General features: G+C 67.6%; 11 protein-coding genes and 1 other RNA gene. 9 read left to right on the top strand and 3 right to left on the bottom strand.

Going from position 1 to position 14,695, the window contains the following annotated elements; genetic code table 11:
• Positions 1-450 precede the first annotated feature (450 nt).
• A complete protein-coding gene (locus FG94_RS23335; protein WP_307188130.1) occupies positions 451-1,203 on the bottom strand; it encodes a transglycosylase SLT domain-containing protein in 753 nt (250 codons plus the stop codon).
• A 632-nt stretch (positions 1,204-1,835) separates the two neighbouring features.
• On the opposite strand from FG94_RS23335, the gene ubiD reads away from it, so the two are divergent.
• From ubiD to FG94_RS23300, 8 genes are all read left to right on the top strand, one after another.
• Complete coding sequence (gene ubiD, locus FG94_RS23330; RefSeq protein WP_036216728.1) at positions 1,836-3,320, top strand: 4-hydroxy-3-polyprenylbenzoate decarboxylase; 1,485 nt, start codon at positions 1,836-1,838, stop codon at positions 3,318-3,320.
• 78 nt (positions 3,321-3,398) lie between these two features.
• Positions 3,399-4,085 carry a type 1 glutamine amidotransferase domain-containing protein gene (locus FG94_RS23325; protein WP_036216726.1) on the top strand — a complete coding sequence of 229 codons (687 nt, stop codon included), beginning with the start codon at positions 3,399-3,401 and terminating at the stop codon, positions 4,083-4,085.
• Positions 4,086-4,136: 51 nt separating this feature from the next.
• Positions 4,137-4,235, top strand: an RNA gene (gene ffs, locus FG94_RS26850) — signal recognition particle sRNA small type.
• Positions 4,236-4,383: 148 nt separating this feature from the next.
• The gene (locus tag FG94_RS23320; RefSeq protein ID WP_036216724.1) at positions 4,384-6,564 is read left to right on the top strand and encodes a DNA polymerase III subunit gamma/tau; all 2,181 of its coding nucleotides are present in this window, start codon (positions 4,384-4,386) and stop codon (positions 6,562-6,564) included.
• 42 nt (positions 6,565-6,606) lie between these two features.
• Positions 6,607-6,933 carry a YbaB/EbfC family nucleoid-associated protein gene (locus tag FG94_RS23315; RefSeq protein ID WP_027866165.1) on the top strand — a complete coding sequence of 109 codons (327 nt, stop codon included), beginning with the start codon at positions 6,607-6,609 and terminating at the stop codon, positions 6,931-6,933.
• An 18-nt stretch (positions 6,934-6,951) separates the two neighbouring features.
• Positions 6,952-7,542 (top strand): recombination mediator RecR, encoded by a 591-nt coding sequence (recR, locus tag FG94_RS23310; RefSeq protein WP_036216722.1) that lies wholly within the window; start codon positions 6,952-6,954, stop codon positions 7,540-7,542.
• Between the two features lie 110 nt (positions 7,543-7,652).
• Entirely contained in the window at positions 7,653-8,786 is a 1,134-nt protein-coding gene (locus FG94_RS23305; RefSeq protein WP_051997034.1) for a glycosyltransferase, read from the top strand.
• Positions 8,773-9,684 carry a DUF2334 domain-containing protein gene (locus FG94_RS23300; RefSeq protein ID WP_229446050.1) on the top strand — a complete coding sequence of 304 codons (912 nt, stop codon included), beginning with the start codon at positions 8,773-8,775 and terminating at the stop codon, positions 9,682-9,684. The genes FG94_RS23305 and FG94_RS23300 overlap by 14 nt, the downstream gene beginning before the upstream one ends.
• On the opposite strand, the gene FG94_RS26845 is transcribed toward FG94_RS23300, so the two are convergent.
• Positions 9,587-9,868 carry a hypothetical protein gene (locus FG94_RS26845; protein ID WP_229446049.1) on the bottom strand — a complete coding sequence of 94 codons (282 nt, stop codon included), beginning with the start codon at positions 9,866-9,868 and terminating at the stop codon, positions 9,587-9,589. The genes FG94_RS23300 and FG94_RS26845 overlap by 98 nt on opposite strands.
• A 167-nt stretch (positions 9,869-10,035) precedes the next feature.
• Between FG94_RS26845 and FG94_RS23295 the strand changes: the two genes are divergently transcribed.
• Positions 10,036-12,435, top strand: coding sequence for a penicillin acylase family protein (locus FG94_RS23295; protein WP_036216720.1), 2,400 nt, complete (start codon positions 10,036-10,038; stop codon positions 12,433-12,435).
• A 99-nt stretch (positions 12,436-12,534) separates the two neighbouring features.
• On the opposite strand, the gene FG94_RS23290 is transcribed toward FG94_RS23295, so the two are convergent.
• Positions 12,535-14,694: a bifunctional diguanylate cyclase/phosphodiesterase gene (locus FG94_RS23290; protein WP_036216718.1), complete on the bottom strand. Its 2,160-nt coding sequence runs from the start codon at positions 14,692-14,694 to the stop codon at positions 12,535-12,537.
• Position 14,695: the final 1 nt, after the last annotated feature.

The following is a 14,695-nucleotide window of genomic DNA, read 5'->3' as shown; positions in this document are numbered from 1 at the left end:
TGCATCCGCATTCAGCGCTCGGCTACAAATCGCCGCGGATGTTTAGGAAAGAGCGACGCCGTCAGGCTCTGGAAACTGACGCTAACTAAGCATCAGGCTGTGTCCGGGAAAAGCGGGGCAAGATCACAGAGGCTTGGCAAGCATGATCGGGATCTGCGTATAAGAGTTCAACTTAGATGAAATCAGCAACGCGCTCGAACAGACCAGGTTCTTTGACGGCATTAATGGCTGTACATATGTTAAAAGAGTATGGGCCAAATTGCTTCAACCCTGCGTCCGGATATCTATATAGTAGAGAAAGCCACTGCGGCCTCGCCCAGTGGCTTTTTTGTTGCGTCATACTGCGCCAGGACGTGGATGTCCTGCTGGACAGGTCTGGCGGCAAACGACCGGCGTGACAAAGAAAAAGCCACCGCGAGCGGTGGCCGGTGAGGAGTGTTGTGCGCAGGATTACAGGGTCGCCAGCGCTTCCGAACCATGGTTCTCGGCCTTCGCCGGCGCCGCGGCCGGCGTTTCGGTCGGGGTGGCGGCGGGAGCCTGCTTGACCAGCGTGGTAGCCGGCAGCGGACGCGGATTGGTGGTCGGGACCTTGTGGCCCTTGGCAACCTGCTTGAGCTTCTTGTATTCGGCCAGCACCTTGGCGCCATAGCCCGAATCGGTTTCCAGGTCGGCCGCACCGACGTAGGTCTTCAGGCCGCCTTCGACCGAGCCGGTACGCTTGACGTAATCCTTCAGGATCAGGGCGCCGACCTTGATGTTGGCGACCGGATTCAGGGCCGCCTGCTGGCCGCCCACTTGTTCGAACTTGTCGTGATGGACCTTGGCCATGACCTGCATCAGGCCCTTGGCGCCCATCGGGCTCTCGGCGAACGGGTTCAGGCCCGATTCGATCGCCATCACGGCCAGGATCAGGAGCGGATCCAGCTTGACCTCGTGCGCCGTCATGTAGGCGGTCGAGACCAGCATGTTGGCGGCGTCGCTGGCGACGCGGTAGCGCTTGCTCAGCCAGGAAGTGACCCATTGCTGCTGCTTGCTGTTGCCGAGGTGCTGGGCACTGGCATGGGTGGTTTCGACGGCTTCGGCGACGTCGGCGACAACCGGCGCCGGTGCGGCCTTGGCCACGACCACGACTTCAGGTTCCGGATGCAGCATGTCCGAGACGCGCTTGGCGACGTCTTCGTTGGTATAGAGCAGCGCAAGCATTGCGATTGCCGAAAGACCGAAAACGGTCAGGGTGTTGCGTGCGGTATTCAGTACACCGCGTGCCGTTTTGCTCACGGAAGACCACGTGACTGGCTGGCTGGCCATGGTTTGCACGAGCCTTGCGCTCGTGATGAAACGATTGATCATCGAATTCCCCTTGTCGCGGCGAAAAGCAGCCCTGTCACAGCGTCTCCAGGGAGATGTGCGCTGCGTCGGGTTACTGAATGCCGTGCATCAGAAATATCGTAGGTCGCCGCCTTGCGGCCGACTAACGCCGTCATTGCTTTGCTACAGCTGGCTGCTTTGAAACCCGTGCGGGTGGAACCAGTGGCTCAACAACTGTCTCGGGGGATTGGGCAGACGCCCAGTGAAAACACTCCTCAAAATGTCATGTGGGGCCCCGACCCCGTGAATGCATGAGAACAGCTAAAATCATGTCAGAAAGACTGCCTGCCTCATCAAGTAGGACGGATTCTAGTGGCTCACTTATACCAAGTCAACCCTAGCACGATCCGCTCTTATTACTTTTAGTTCTGATTTCCAAGACGAAATTTTGAAAAGTCTTGCTAAATCAGCTACTTGGCATGGTGCCTTGAACCAGCTTCTATTGACGAGATTACGATCAAAACTTGATGAAATATTCAGATTTGCGGGACTTTATGGCGCAGCTCGAACGCATGGGCGAGCTGAAACACGTTGGCGTGCCGGTGTCGCCCCACCTCGAGATGACGGAGATCTGCGACCGTACCCTGCGCGCCGAAGGCCCCGCGCTGCTGTTCCAGAAACCGACTGGACACACTATTCCAGTACTGGGCAACCTGTTCGGCACCCCGCGCCGGGTGGCGCTGGGCATGGGCGCCGAGAGCCTCGCCGAACTGCGCAACATCGGACACGTGCTGTCGCGCCTGAAGGAACCTGAGCCGCCCAAGGGCTTCAAGGACGTCATGGGCCTGGGTTCGCTGGTCAAGGCGGTCTGGGACATGGCGCCGAAGGAGGTGAAGGGTGCCGCGTGCCACGAAGTCGTCTGGGAAGGGCAGGACGTCGACCTGGCCAGGTTGCCGATCCAGCACTGCTGGCCGGGGGATGTCGCACCCCTGATCACCTGGGGACTGGTGATTACCAAGGGGCCGCACAAGAAGCGCCAGAACCTGGGCATCTACCGCCAGCAGGTGCTGGGCCGGAACAAGGTGATCATGCGCTGGCTGGCGCACCGCGGCGGCGCCCTCGACTTCCGCGAACACGCCCTGGCCAACCCGGGCAAGCCCTATCCGGTGGCGGTGGCGCTGGGCGCGGATCCGGCCACCATCCTGGGCGCCGTCACGCCGGTGCCGGACAGCTTGTCCGAATACCAGTTCGCCGGCCTGCTGCGCGGCCAGCGCACCGTGCTGACCAAAGCCATCGGCAGCGAATTGCGGGTGCCGGCGTCCGCCGAGATCGTGCTAGAAGGGCATATCTACCCGGACGCGAACCACCCGTCCGGCTTCGAGGACGCACTCGAAGGTCCGTACGGCGACCACACCGGCTATTACAACGAGCAGGACAGCTTCCCGGTGTTCACCATCGACCGCATCACGATGCGGCGCGACCCCATCTACCACTCGACCTACACCGGCAAGCCGCCCGACGAGCCGGCGGTGCTGGGCGTGGCCCTGAACGAGGTCTTCATCCCGCTGCTGCAGAAGCAGTTCAGCGAGATCACCGACTTCTACCTGCCGCCGGAAGGCTGCAGCTACCGGATGGCGGTGGTTCAGATGAAGAAGCAGTACGCGGGTCACGCCAAGCGCGTGATGTTCGGGGTCTGGAGTTTCCTGCGCCAGTTCATGTATACCAAGTTCATCGTGGTGGTGGACGAGGACGTGAACGTGCGCGACTGGAAGGAAGTCATCTGGGCCATCACGACCCGGGTCGATCCGACCCGCGATACGGTCATGGTCGACAATACCCCGATCGACTACCTCGACTTCGCCTCGCCGATCAGTGGCCTGGGCAGCAAGATGGGCATCGACGCCACCAACAAGTGGCCGGGCGAGACCAATCGCGAGTGGGGCACGCCGATCGCCATGACGCCGGAAGTCAAGGCGCGCGTGGACGACATCTGGGGGACGCTGGGACTGTAGGGCGGCGGACTCCCGTGCGGCGCGTGGGGCGAGGGGCGGCTAGACTGCCGTTTTGACCACCACGCACATGGAGGCCCGATGAACATCCTGATGGTGCTGACCTCGCACGACCGCCTCGGCGACACCGGCAAGAAAACCGGTTTCTGGCTGGAGGAGTTCGCCGCTCCCTATTATGTATTCAAGGATGCCGGCGCGACCCTGACGCTGGCCTCGCCGCGGGGCGGACAACCGCCGCTCGACCCGAAGAGCGACGAGCCCGATGCCCAGACCGAGGCGACCCGGCGTTTTCGCGCCGATCCGCAGGCCCAGGAGGCGCTGGCGAATACCGTCACCCTGTCGGGCGTACGCGCGCAGGACTTCGACGCCGTGTTCTATCCCGGCGGCCACGGCCCGCTATGGGACCTGGCCCAGGATGCCGATTCGATCCGCCTGATCGAGGCCATGATCGCCGGCGGCAAACCGGTGGCCGCGGTATGCCATGCCCCGGGCGTGCTGGCACAGGTCAGGGGAGTGGACGGGGACCTCCTGGTCAAGGGCAAGCGCGTGACCGGTTTCACCAACACCGAAGAGGAAGCCGTCGGCCTGACCGAGGTGGTGCCTTTCCTGGTCGAGGACATGCTGGTGAAAAATGGCGGCCAGTACAGCAAGACGGATGACTGGCAGCCCTATGTCGTGACCGACGGCCTGCTCGTCACGGGGCAGAATCCGGCGTCCTCCGAAGCGGGCGCGCATGCCTTGCTGGCCTTGCTGAAGGATCGCGCATAGGCTTCGCAAGATCCGGCCCCAAAAACGGTGGGGTCGGGTATAATGCTTGCTGGCGGGCCCCTGCGCATTGTGGCATGGTTCACCTGGTCAGGTCGGGAACGAAGCAGCCAAAGCCGTTCACCGCAAGTGCCGCAGATCAGGCTCGCCTCTTTCCTTTCTCTTCCTGCCATATCCATTCACCCTGTACCAAACGCACATGCCAGGCGCACGCGGCTTTGTCATGCCTAGCGGAATCATATTGTTGCCGGGCCGGCCAGGGAATGTTCGCCCCAAGCGCCAACTGCGGTAAAATCCCGGCATGTCCTATCAAGTCCTCGCCCGCAAATACCGTCCCAAGAACTTCGAAACGCTGGTCGGCCAGGAGCACGTCGTCCGTGCCCTGACCCATGCGCTCAGGACCGGCCGCCTGCACCACGCCTACCTGTTCACGGGGACGCGCGGGGTCGGCAAGACGACGCTGTCGCGCATCCTGGCCAAGTCGCTCAACTGCGTCGGCTCGGACGGGCAGGGCGGAATCACGGCCGAACCCTGCGGCGTGTGCGAGGCCTGCCGTGCGATCGATGCAGGGCGTTTCGTCGACTACATCGAGATGGATGCGGCGTCCAACCGCGGCGTGGACGAGATGGCCCAGCTGCTGGAGCAGGCGGTGTACGCGCCGAGCAATGCGCGCTTTAAGGTCTACATGATCGACGAGGTGCACATGCTCACCAACCACGCGTTCAACGCGATGCTCAAAACGCTCGAGGAACCGCCGCCGCACGTGAAATTCATCCTCGCGACCACCGACCCGCAGAAGATCCCGGTCACGGTGCTGTCGCGCTGCCTGCAGTTCAACCTCAAGCAGATGCCGCCCGGCCACATCGTCGGCCACCTGGAAAACATCCTCGGCCAGGAAGGCGTGGCCTTCGAGCAGCCGGCCCTGCGCCTGCTGGCGCAAGGCGCCCACGGCTCGATGCGCGACGCACTGTCGCTGACCGACCAGGCGATCGCCTATGCCGCCGGCGAGGTTACCTTGGATGCGGCGCAGGGCATGCTGGGCGCGCTCGACCAGTCCTACCTGGTGCGCCTGCTGGACGCGCTGCTGGCTCAGGACGGCGCCGACCTGATGGCGGTGGCCGACGAGATGGCCAGCCGCAGCCTGTCGTATAACGGCGCGCTGCAGGACCTCGGCACCTTGCTGCACCGGATCGCGCTGGCGCAATCGGTGCCCTCGGCAGTGCCGCAGGACCTGCCGGAACTGAACGACATCCTGCGCCTGGCCCAGGCGTTCGACGCGCAGGAAGTGCAGCTGTATTACCAGATCGCCGTGCACGGCCGCAACGAGATCGGCCTGGCGCCGGACGAATACGCGGGCTTTACCATGACCCTGCTGCGCATGCTGGCCTTCCGTCCGGGGCAGGGCGGCGCCGAATTGCCACCAAGCGCACCGGCCGCCTCGGCGCCCGGTCACGCGCCGGCCGCGCGCGCCGCAGCGGTGGCCGCCGCCAGCCATGCGGCGGTGGCGCGTCCTGCGCCAGCGGCGCAGAACCGTCCGGCCGCGCCGCCTCCGGCGGCACACGCCGCGCCTGCGGCGGCCGCCCCGGCAGTGCCGGGGCCTGGCAGCCCGGCGCCGGCCATGACTTCCGCGCGCGCCGCGATCAATGCGGCACTGGAAGCGGCACGCGCCGCCTCCGGCCGCAACGGCGGCGGCGGCGCCAGGCCGCGTCCCGAGGCCGCGCCGGCCCCCGCGCCCCAGGCGCCGGCTCCTGCCGCGCCGCCACCGGCGCCCGGGCCGTCGGCCGCCATGGGGGGCGCTCCGGCAGGCCGTCCGGGTCCGGGATCGGCGCCGCCGTGGGAACAGCCGCAGGCCGCCCAGCCGCAGCAGCCGCCGCAAGCCGTCCAGCAGATGCAGCAGCCCCAGGCGCGCATGCAGGCCGCGGCAAGCGATGACGAGCCGCCTTCCTGGGTCACCGAATTTTCCGACGACACGGCGGTCGCCGCCGAAGCGCCGGCCGCCGTCATGGGCCTGGCGCATGCGACAGGCGCTCCTGCGCGCGCGCCGGCCGCGCCGCCGCATCCCTACGTCATTACGCCGGTCCCGGCCATCGGCTGGGACGGCAACTGGCCGGCGCTGGCCGCCAGCCTGCCGCTGCGCGGCGTGTCCCAGCAACTGGCCCTGCAGACCGAACTGATCGAATGCGTGGCGCACGAACAGGCCGCGACCTTCCGCCTGCGCGTGCCGGTCGACACCCTGCGCGCCAGCGGCAACAGCGAGAAGCTGACGGCCGCGCTGCAGGAGCACTTTCCCTCGGTGCGCGTCAGCCTCGATACCGAGATCGGCCCGACCTGGTACACCGCCGCGGCCGAAGCCAAGGCGGCGCGCGAGGAGCGCCAGCGCCAGGCCGAAGCCCTGGTCGCCGCCGATCCCTTCGTGCAGGCGATGGAGCGGACCTTCGGCGCCTTCGTCGTGCCCGGCTCGGTGAAGCCGGCCGCGGCCTGACCTATTGAATCAACCACTTGGCACTTTTTGGAGATACCGACCATGATGAAAAACCAGCTCGCAGGCCTGATGAAACAGGCGCAAGCCATGCAGGACAACATGAAGAAGGCGCAGGAGCAGCTGGCTCAGATCGAAGTCGAGGGCCAGTCGGGCGCCGGCCTGGTCAAGGTCGTCATGACCTGCAAGAACGACGTCAAGCGCGTCACCATCGATCCGTCGCTGCTGGGTGACGACCGCGACATGCTGGAAGACCTGGTCGCGGCCGCGTTCAACGACGCCGTGCGCAAGGCCGAAGCGACCTCCGCCGAGAAGATGAGCGGCCTGACCGCCGGCATGCCGCTGCCGCCGGGCTTCAAGATGCCGTTCTAAAGAGAAAGAAAAAACCTCATGTCCAGGTCGCTCGACTTCCTGACCGAGGCGCTGCGGCGCCTGCCCGGCATTGGTCCGAAGTCGGCGCAGCGCATGGCCTTCCACCTGCTGCAGCATGACCGCGAAGGCGCGGCCATGCTGTCGCGCGCGCTGTACCAGGCGGTGGACACGGTCCACCACTGCGCCATGTGCAATACCTTCGCCGACACCGAAGTGTGCGATCTGTGCGCCGACGAGGCGCGCGACCGCGCGCTGCTGTGCGTCGTCGAAACCCCTGCCGACCAGATGATGATCGAGCAGACCATGACCTACAAGGGCCTGTACTTCGTGCTGATGGGGCGGCTCTCGCCGCTGGACGGCATCGGGCCGCGCGACCTGCACCTCGACAAGCTGGTCGGCCGCGCCGCCGATGGCGTGGTCGAGGAAGTGGTGCTCGCAACCAATTTCACCAACGAGGGCGAAGCGACCGCCCATTACATCAGCGAGATGCTGAAGGCGCGCGGGCTGAAGGTCAGCCGGCTGGCGCGCGGCGTGCCCGTCGGTGGCGAGCTCGAGTATGTCGATGCCGGCACGATTGCGCGCGCCATGCTGGATCGCCGCAGCGCATAATCCACTGTAAAGACTAAAGACGAACGGTAGCGAGTTCCGCGGATGCTTGTGCGTGCGCGCAAGCCTCGTTGGTGGACCGCTGCTACTTTGGCACTTTCAGCGGACCCCACATGCATCTTGTCGACATCACGATGTTCTACGCTGCCGAGGGCGGCGGCGTCAGCACCTACCTGAACGCCAAGTCGCGCTGGCTTGCACGTTACGGCTGGGCGCGGCATACCATTTTCAGTCCCAATGTCGGCGAGGACGAAGCGCCCAGCCTGGTGCGGGTGCCGGCGGTGGCGTTGCCCGGCATCCACGGCTACCGCATGCCGGTCTCGGTGACGGCCGCGGCGCGGCGCCTGCGTGCGGCCCGGCCCGACCTGATCGAGGCGGGCGATGCCGGCCACAGTGCCTGGGCGGCATTGCGCCTGCGCCAGCAGCTCGGCATCCCGGCGCTCGCCTTCTACCATTCCGACCTGCCGCGCCTGGTGCAGAACCGTTTTGGCGAAACCATTTCCCACGGCACCTGCAAGTACCTCGCCCACCTGTACGGCGAGTTCGATACCGTGCTGGCGCCAAGCCGGCTGATGGTGCACCAGCTGGCCGACATGGGCGTCACGCATGCCCTGCACCAGCCGCTCGGCATCGACAGTGACATCTTCCACCCGCGTCGCCGGCGCTACAGCCTGCGGGCCGAGCTCAGCCTGCCGGAAGACACGCGCCTGCTGGTCTATGCCGGCCGCTTCACGGCCGACAAGAAGCTGAGCTATCTGGTCGAGGCCGTGCGCAAGCTCGGCAAGCCCTACCATCTGCTGCTGGTCGGGGGCGGGGCGCCGCTGCCGCAGCATGCGCAGCTGAGCTTCCTGCCCTTCCAGCGCGACCAGTGCGCACTGGCCGGCCTGCTGGCCAGCTGCGACGTGCTGGTGCATCCGGGAGATTGCGAAACCTTCGGCCTGATCGTGCTGGAGGCGATGGCCTGCGGCCTGCCGGTGGTGGGCACCAGCGGGGGCGGGGTGGCCGAGCTGGTCGACGAGCAGACCGGCATCCTGGCGCGTCCCAACGATGCGGACAGCCTGGCCGGCGCCATCGAAGCCATCTATGCGCGCGACCTGGTGCGCCTCTCTACCAACGCACGGCGCAAGGCCCACGAGCACTATGACTGGAGCCAGGTCTTCCCGCAGCTGATGCACCGCTACGGCAGCCTGCTCGCGGCGCGCCCGGGAGCCGCGCGCGTGCTGGAGCGGGTCTTTGTCCCCGACTGACATGGAGGGGCAAGCGGACGGCGACTCTACGAAAGTAGCCAGGACGCAGCGGCCGGCCCTGTGCGTGTCGATCCACGACGTTGCCCCGGCCACCTGGGACGAGTGCAGCCGTCTGGCGCAGGCCATGCGCGAGGTGGCTGAGCTGCCGCTGACCTGGCTGGTGGTGCCCCAGTACCACCGTGCCGGCGGCGAACCGGCGCGCATGGAAGCAGGGCTCGAACGGGCCCTGGCGCAAGCGGACGAGCTCGCGCTGCACGGCTATACCCATCTGGATACCGCACCGCGCGGTCCTGGCTTGAGCGAGCGTTTTTTGCGCGGCAGCTATAGCCACGAAGGCGAGTTCGCGGCCCTGCCGGCCGACGAGGCGGCGCGGCGCATCCAGCGCGGACTCGACTGGTTTGCCGAGCGCGGCTGGCCGGTGCGCGGCTTCGTGCCGCCGGCCTGGCTGATGGGCGAGGGCGCCTGGCAGGCCCTGCGCGCCTTCGATTTCGACTACACCACGACTTTCCTGCGCTTTCACCTGCTCGGCGCCAGCGCGGAAGGCGCAGGCAAGGCAGGCAGCGACCGGGCGGTGCTGTCGCCCTCGCTGGTCTACGCGGCGCGCAACCGGACCGGCCGGCTGGCATCGCCGCTGGTGGCGGACGCCTTGACGCTGGCGCTGGCGCGCCGTCCGCTCATCCGGCTGAGCCTGCATCCGCCGGACGTGCGCCATCCGCGGCTGCTGCGCCATGCGCAGGCCACGGTCGAGCGCATGCTTGCGACCCACACGGCCATGACCAAGGCCGCGTTCGCGCACATGCTTACCAGTACGGTCCCCAGTAGCCACCACCGCGCCAGTGGCGCGCACCCCAGCCCCCATAATACGAGGGAGCCTGGCGCAGTTCCTCGCGCGTGCTGAGCTGCAGCACGCACTGGCGCCACTGGTCGCTGTTCTGTGCATAGCCGAGGCGCGAGCAGGCCGGACCGTAGATGGTCATCAGCTCGGTCATTTCCGCCTGCATGCGCTCGGCGCGCTGCTGCGGCGTGGAGCAGGCAGCCAGTCCCAGGGTCATTGCCAGTACCGCATACTTTGCCATTTGCATGATCGCCTCCTTCGTCCGCCGTCCTGGCGGTGCCGTTTCAGTATAGATGGGGATACGTCGTGCGTAAATCAATCGTGCGACACCCCGCATGCATGGAACAAATCCGCTTCGCCGGAGAACCCTGTTTTCTGGCAAGATACGCCCCAAAAAACAAGGAGAAACACAGCATGCGTCAGCGCCGTTGGAAGACCTGGACCCTGCGCGGGGTAGCCGGACTGGTGGCGCTCATCGTGCTGGCGCTGGCCGCCGGCTGGCTGTACTTGCGCGCCAGCCTGGCGCAGCTCGACGGCGAGCGCAGGGCGCCCGGCATGCAAGCCGCGGTGACGGTGGCGCGCGACGGCGCCGGCGTGCCCTTCATCAGCGGCGCCAGCCGCGCAGACGTGGCCTATGCGACCGGCTTCGTGCACGCCCAGGAACGCTTCTTCCAGATGGATCTGCTGCGCCGCACCGCCGCGGGCGAACTGGCCGAGCTGTTCGGCCCGCGCGCACTGCCGCTCGACCGCTCGCGCCGCCTGCACCGCTTCCGCGCCCGTGCGCAGCTGGCGCTGGCGCGCCTGCCGGCCAGCGAGCGCGCCCTGCTGGAGCGCTACGTGGCCGGCGTCAACGACGGTCTTGGCGCACTGCGCGCCAAGCCATTCGAATACGCCTTGACCGGGACTGAGGCGCGCCCGTGGAGCGCCGCCGATTCGCTGCTGGTCATCTGGGCGATGTACATCGACTTGCAGGGCAACCAGGAGCCGCGCGAGCTGGCGCGCGGCTGGCTGCGCGCCAACAGCGACCCGGCGCAGCTGGCCTTCCTGCTGCCGGAGGCGAGCCGCTGGGATGCGACGCTGGATGCCGGCGCGGGCGTGGCGCCCCCTGGCGAGGCGCCGCTGCCGCCCAGGGCGCCGGCCTGGTGGGGCGCGGAGCCAAAGCCGCCGGCGCAGCTGGCCGGCGCCGCCTTCGTCGATGCGGTCGGCAGCAACAACTACGCGGTGGCGGGCAGCCGCAGCGCCAGCGGCGCGGCCATCGTCGCCGACGACATGCACCTTGGCCTGCAACTGCCGAACATCTGGTACCGCGTGGCGCTGCGCTTCCCCGACCCGAAGGGCGGGCAGCGGCGCCTGGCCGGCGTCAGCCTGCCCGGCGCGCCGCCGACCATCATCGCCGGCAGCAACGGGCAGGTGGCCTGGGCCTTCACCAACAGCTACGCCGACCTGGTCGACCTGGTGCCGCTCGGCCTGGATGCGGCGCGCCCCGGCCAGGTGCGCCTGCCCGGCGGCTGGGAGACCCCGGCCAGCCACGTCGAGATGATTGCCGTGAAGGGCGCGGATGCCGAGCGCGTCGTGGTGCGCGAGACCTCGCTGGGACCGATCCGCGAAGCGGGCGGGCGCCAGTATGCGGTGCGCTGGATCGCGCACGACCCGGCCGCGATCAACCTCAACCACCTGAAGCTGGAGACGGCGGGCAGCGTGGACGAGGCGCTGGCCATCGCCGCCATCGACGGCATTCCGGCTCAGAATTTCGTGGCGGGCGATGCCGCCGGCAACATCGGCTGGACCATCGCCGGCCTGCTGCCGCAGCGCGCGACGGCGGCGCTGGCGACCACCTTCCCGCTGGAGGAAGGCGTGCCCACCTGGAGCGCGCCGCTGGCGCCGCAGCGCTATCCGCGCGTGCTCAATCCGGCCGACGGCCAGATCACCACCGCCAACAGCCGCCAGCTGATGGGCGAGGGCGCCGACCTGATCGGGGACGGCGGCTTCGACCTCGGCGCCCGCAACCGCCAGTTGGCCGATGGCCTGCGCGCCCTCGGGCCGCAGCTCGACGTGCGCCGGGCCGCCAGTGCGGCGCTGGACGACCGCGCCCTCTTCATCGGGCACTGGCGCGAGCGCGCACTAAGGGCGCTCGACCCCCAGGCGCTCAGGGGCCAGCCGCAGCGCGCCGAGTTCCGCCGCCTGCTCGAGACCAGCTGGGACGGCCATGCCAGCGTCGGTTCGGTCGGCTACCGGCTGGCGCGCAACTATATGTGGGCCCTGAACGAGCTGCTGTTCGGGCGCGTCAACAAGGAACTGGCCGCGCTCGACCCGAAAGCCACGCTGGCCAGCGCCACCACCCGCTGGCCCGACGTGCTCGCGCGCCTGCTCGATGCCCGTCCCGCCGGCTGGCTGCCGCCGGGCTACCGCGACTGGCGCGCCGTGGAGCTGGCCGCGGTCGACCGCGTGATCCAGGACCTGACGCAAGACGGGCAGGCGCTGGCGCAGGCCAGCTGGGGCAAGCGCAATACGGCGGCGATCGCGCATCCGATCAGCATCGCGGTGCCGGCCCTGGCGCCGCTGCTGGGGGCGCCGCCCGACCAGCTGCCGGGCGACTCCAACATGCCGCGCGTGGCGGGACCGAAATTCGGGCAGTCGGAGCGCATGACGGTGTCGCCCGGGCGCGAAGAGGAGGGGCTGTACAACATGCCGGGCGGGCAGAGCGGGCATCCGCTGTCGCCGTTCTTCCTGGCGGGGCACAAGGAATGGGTGGAAGCCAAGCCGGTGCCGCTGTTGCCGGGGCCGGCCAAGTACATCTTAAAGTTCGTACCGTAGGGTGGTCGGCTTCGCCGACCGCGCGTTCAAACTGTATTCGAATATACGTTTCGTCATTTCATTGTGTAGTTGAACGCGCGGACGGCAGAGCCGTCCACCCTACTTAGCCGGCAGCAGCAGCGGCGCCTGCAGCATCCCGGTAATCGTTTCCGCGCTCGACGGATGTCCCAGGTAGTATCCCTGCACCATGTCGCAGCCATACTGCTCGAGCAGCAGCAGCTGTTCGCCGGTCTCGACGCCCTCGGCCACCACCACCATCTTGAGCCCGTGCGCCATCGCGATGATGGCGCGGGTGATGGCCGCGTTCTCCGAATCCTGGGGCAGGCCGTTGATGAAGCTGCGGTCGATCTTCAGCGCGCGCACGTCGAAACGCTTCAGGTAGTTCATCGACGAGTAGCCGGTGCCGAAGTCGTCGATCGACAGGTACACCCCGATGCCGCGCAGCTGCTCCAGCGTGACCAGGGTGGCGCGCGCGTCGTCCATCAGCGTGCCCTCGGTGAGCTCGAGCTCGAGCAGGCGCGGCTCCAGCCCGGCATCCAGCAGGGCCGAGTGCACCATCTGCGACAGGTTCTCGTCCTTGAACTGCTTGGCCGAGAGGTTGACCGCCATGCGGATCATGCGCTGGGCGTGGCGCTGCCAGGACCTGGCCTGGCGGCAGGCCGTGCGCAGCACCCATTCGCCGATCGGCACGATCAGGCCGGTCTCCTCGGCCAGGGGAATGAATTCGGTCGGCGGCACCAGCCCGCGCTCCGGGTGGCGCCAGCGCACCAGCGCCTCGACCCCGACGATCTCGGAAGTGCGCACGTCGCGCTGCGGCTGGTACACCAGGTACAGCTCGTCGTTCTGCAGCGCCTTGCGCAGCCCGACCTCGAGCTTCACGTGGCTCATGATCTGCATGGTCAGCGAGGAGCTGTACAGCTTCGCGTTGTTCTTGCCGCAGTTCTTGGCGTGGTACATCGCGGTGTCGGCGAACTTGAGCAGCGAGCCGCAATCGTCGCCGTCTTCCGGGAACAGCGAGATGCCGATACTGGCGGTCACGAAAATCTCGTTGCCCTCGATCAGGAAGGGCCGCCGCATCGCCTCCTTCACACGGGTAGCAACGTTCAGCGCATGCTCGACCCGCTCCAGGTCCGGGATCAGGATGGTGAACTCGTCGCCGCCCAGGCGCGCCAGGTTGGTGGTGTGGTCGGCCTTCTCGCCGGCCGCGCCGCCGCTCGAGCCATCCCCGCGCGACACCAGGTCGCTCGGCCGGGTGGTCTCGCGCAGGCGCTCGGACACCATCTTGAGCAGCTGGTCGCCGGCATTGTGGCCCAGCGTGTCGTTGATGCGCTTGAAGGCGTCGAGGTCCATGAACAGCACCGCGAACTTCTTGTTGCCGATCTTCGAGCGCTGCAGCTCGCGTTCCAGCGTCTCCAGGAAGGCCTGGCGGTTCGGGATGCCGGTCAGGCTGTCGCAGTAGGCGAGGCGCCGGATCTGCTCTTCGGCGCGCTTGCGTTCGCTGATGTCGCGCACCAGGCCGAGCACCTGCGAGTCGCCGGTGGCGACCAGCCGCGCCTCGAAGTGCTGGGACTCGCCGCAGTGTTCGAGCTCGTACTCGACCGAGCGCACCTGCTGGATGGCCAGCACGGTGCGCATCTGTTCCAGCATGCGCGCGGCGATGGCGGGCGGCAGCACGTCGGTGATGTGCTTGCCGATGCAGGGCTGGGCGGTGGCGTGCCTGCGGTTCGGCCGGCCCCGGCCGGGACGCTCGTGGCCCGGCTCGTAGTCGAGGTAGAAGCCGTCGCGGTCGAGGCGGAAGAAGGTGTCGGGGATGGCGGCCAGCACCGCGCGGTTCTGGGCGTCGGCGATGCGCAGGCGCGCGATGGCGTCGCTGGCGCGCAGCACGTAGAGCACGCGGTGGCCGAGGATCGGCCAGTTGATCGGCTTGGAGACGAAGTCGGTGGCGCCGGCCTCGTAGGCGCGTGTGACCGCCTCCAGGTCGTCGCCGCCGGTGACCATCACGATCGGCACGCTGGCGCCGTCGGCTTCCGCGTCGCGGATCGCTTCGCAGGCGGCGAAGCCGTCCATGCGCGGCATCTCGACGTCCATCAGGATCAGGTCGGGCGAGCGCGAGCGCGCCAGCTCGACCGCTGCCGCGCCGTCGGCCGCCTCAATCGCGTCCAGCCCGACCTGGGCCAGCATCTCGAGCATCAGCATGCGCATGACCGGGTCGTCGTCGGCGACCAGGACCGTTCCGCGCTTCGGTGGAGAGGAAGGCATG

This window comes from Massilia sp. LC238 (genome assembly GCF_000735635.1).
GTDB classification, from domain to species: domain Bacteria; phylum Pseudomonadota; class Gammaproteobacteria; order Burkholderiales; family Burkholderiaceae_D; genus Telluria; species Telluria varians.
This window is presented reverse-complemented; position numbering and strand designations above follow the sequence as displayed.

What these genes read in the sequence shown, in the direction of transcription:
- FG94_RS23325 (WP_036216726.1), top strand. Translation starts at nt 3,399, where the DNA reads ATGAACATCCTGATGGTGCTGACCTCGCACGACCGCCTCGGCGACACC.
- FG94_RS23320 (WP_036216724.1), top strand. Translation starts at nt 4,384, where the DNA reads ATGTCCTATCAAGTCCTCGCCCGCAAATACCGTCCCAAGAACTTCGAA.
- FG94_RS23295 (WP_036216720.1), top strand. Translation starts at nt 10,036, where the DNA reads ATGCGTCAGCGCCGTTGGAAGACCTGGACCCTGCGCGGGGTAGCCGGA.
- FG94_RS23335 (WP_307188130.1), bottom strand. Translation starts at nt 1,203, where the DNA reads ATGCTTGCGCTGCTCTATACCAACGAAGACGTCGCCAAGCGCGTCTCG.
- FG94_RS23315 (WP_027866165.1), top strand. Translation starts at nt 6,607, where the DNA reads ATGATGAAAAACCAGCTCGCAGGCCTGATGAAACAGGCGCAAGCCATG.
- FG94_RS23305 (WP_051997034.1), top strand. Translation starts at nt 7,653, where the DNA reads ATGCATCTTGTCGACATCACGATGTTCTACGCTGCCGAGGGCGGCGGC.
- FG94_RS26845 (WP_229446049.1), bottom strand. Translation starts at nt 9,868, where the DNA reads ATGCAAATGGCAAAGTATGCGGTACTGGCAATGACCCTGGGACTGGCT.
- ubiD (WP_036216728.1), top strand. Translation starts at nt 1,836, where the DNA reads ATGAAATATTCAGATTTGCGGGACTTTATGGCGCAGCTCGAACGCATG.
- recR (WP_036216722.1), top strand. Translation starts at nt 6,952, where the DNA reads ATGTCCAGGTCGCTCGACTTCCTGACCGAGGCGCTGCGGCGCCTGCCC.
- FG94_RS23290 (WP_036216718.1), bottom strand. Translation starts at nt 14,694, where the DNA reads ATGCCTTCCTCTCCACCGAAGCGCGGAACGGTCCTGGTCGCCGACGAC.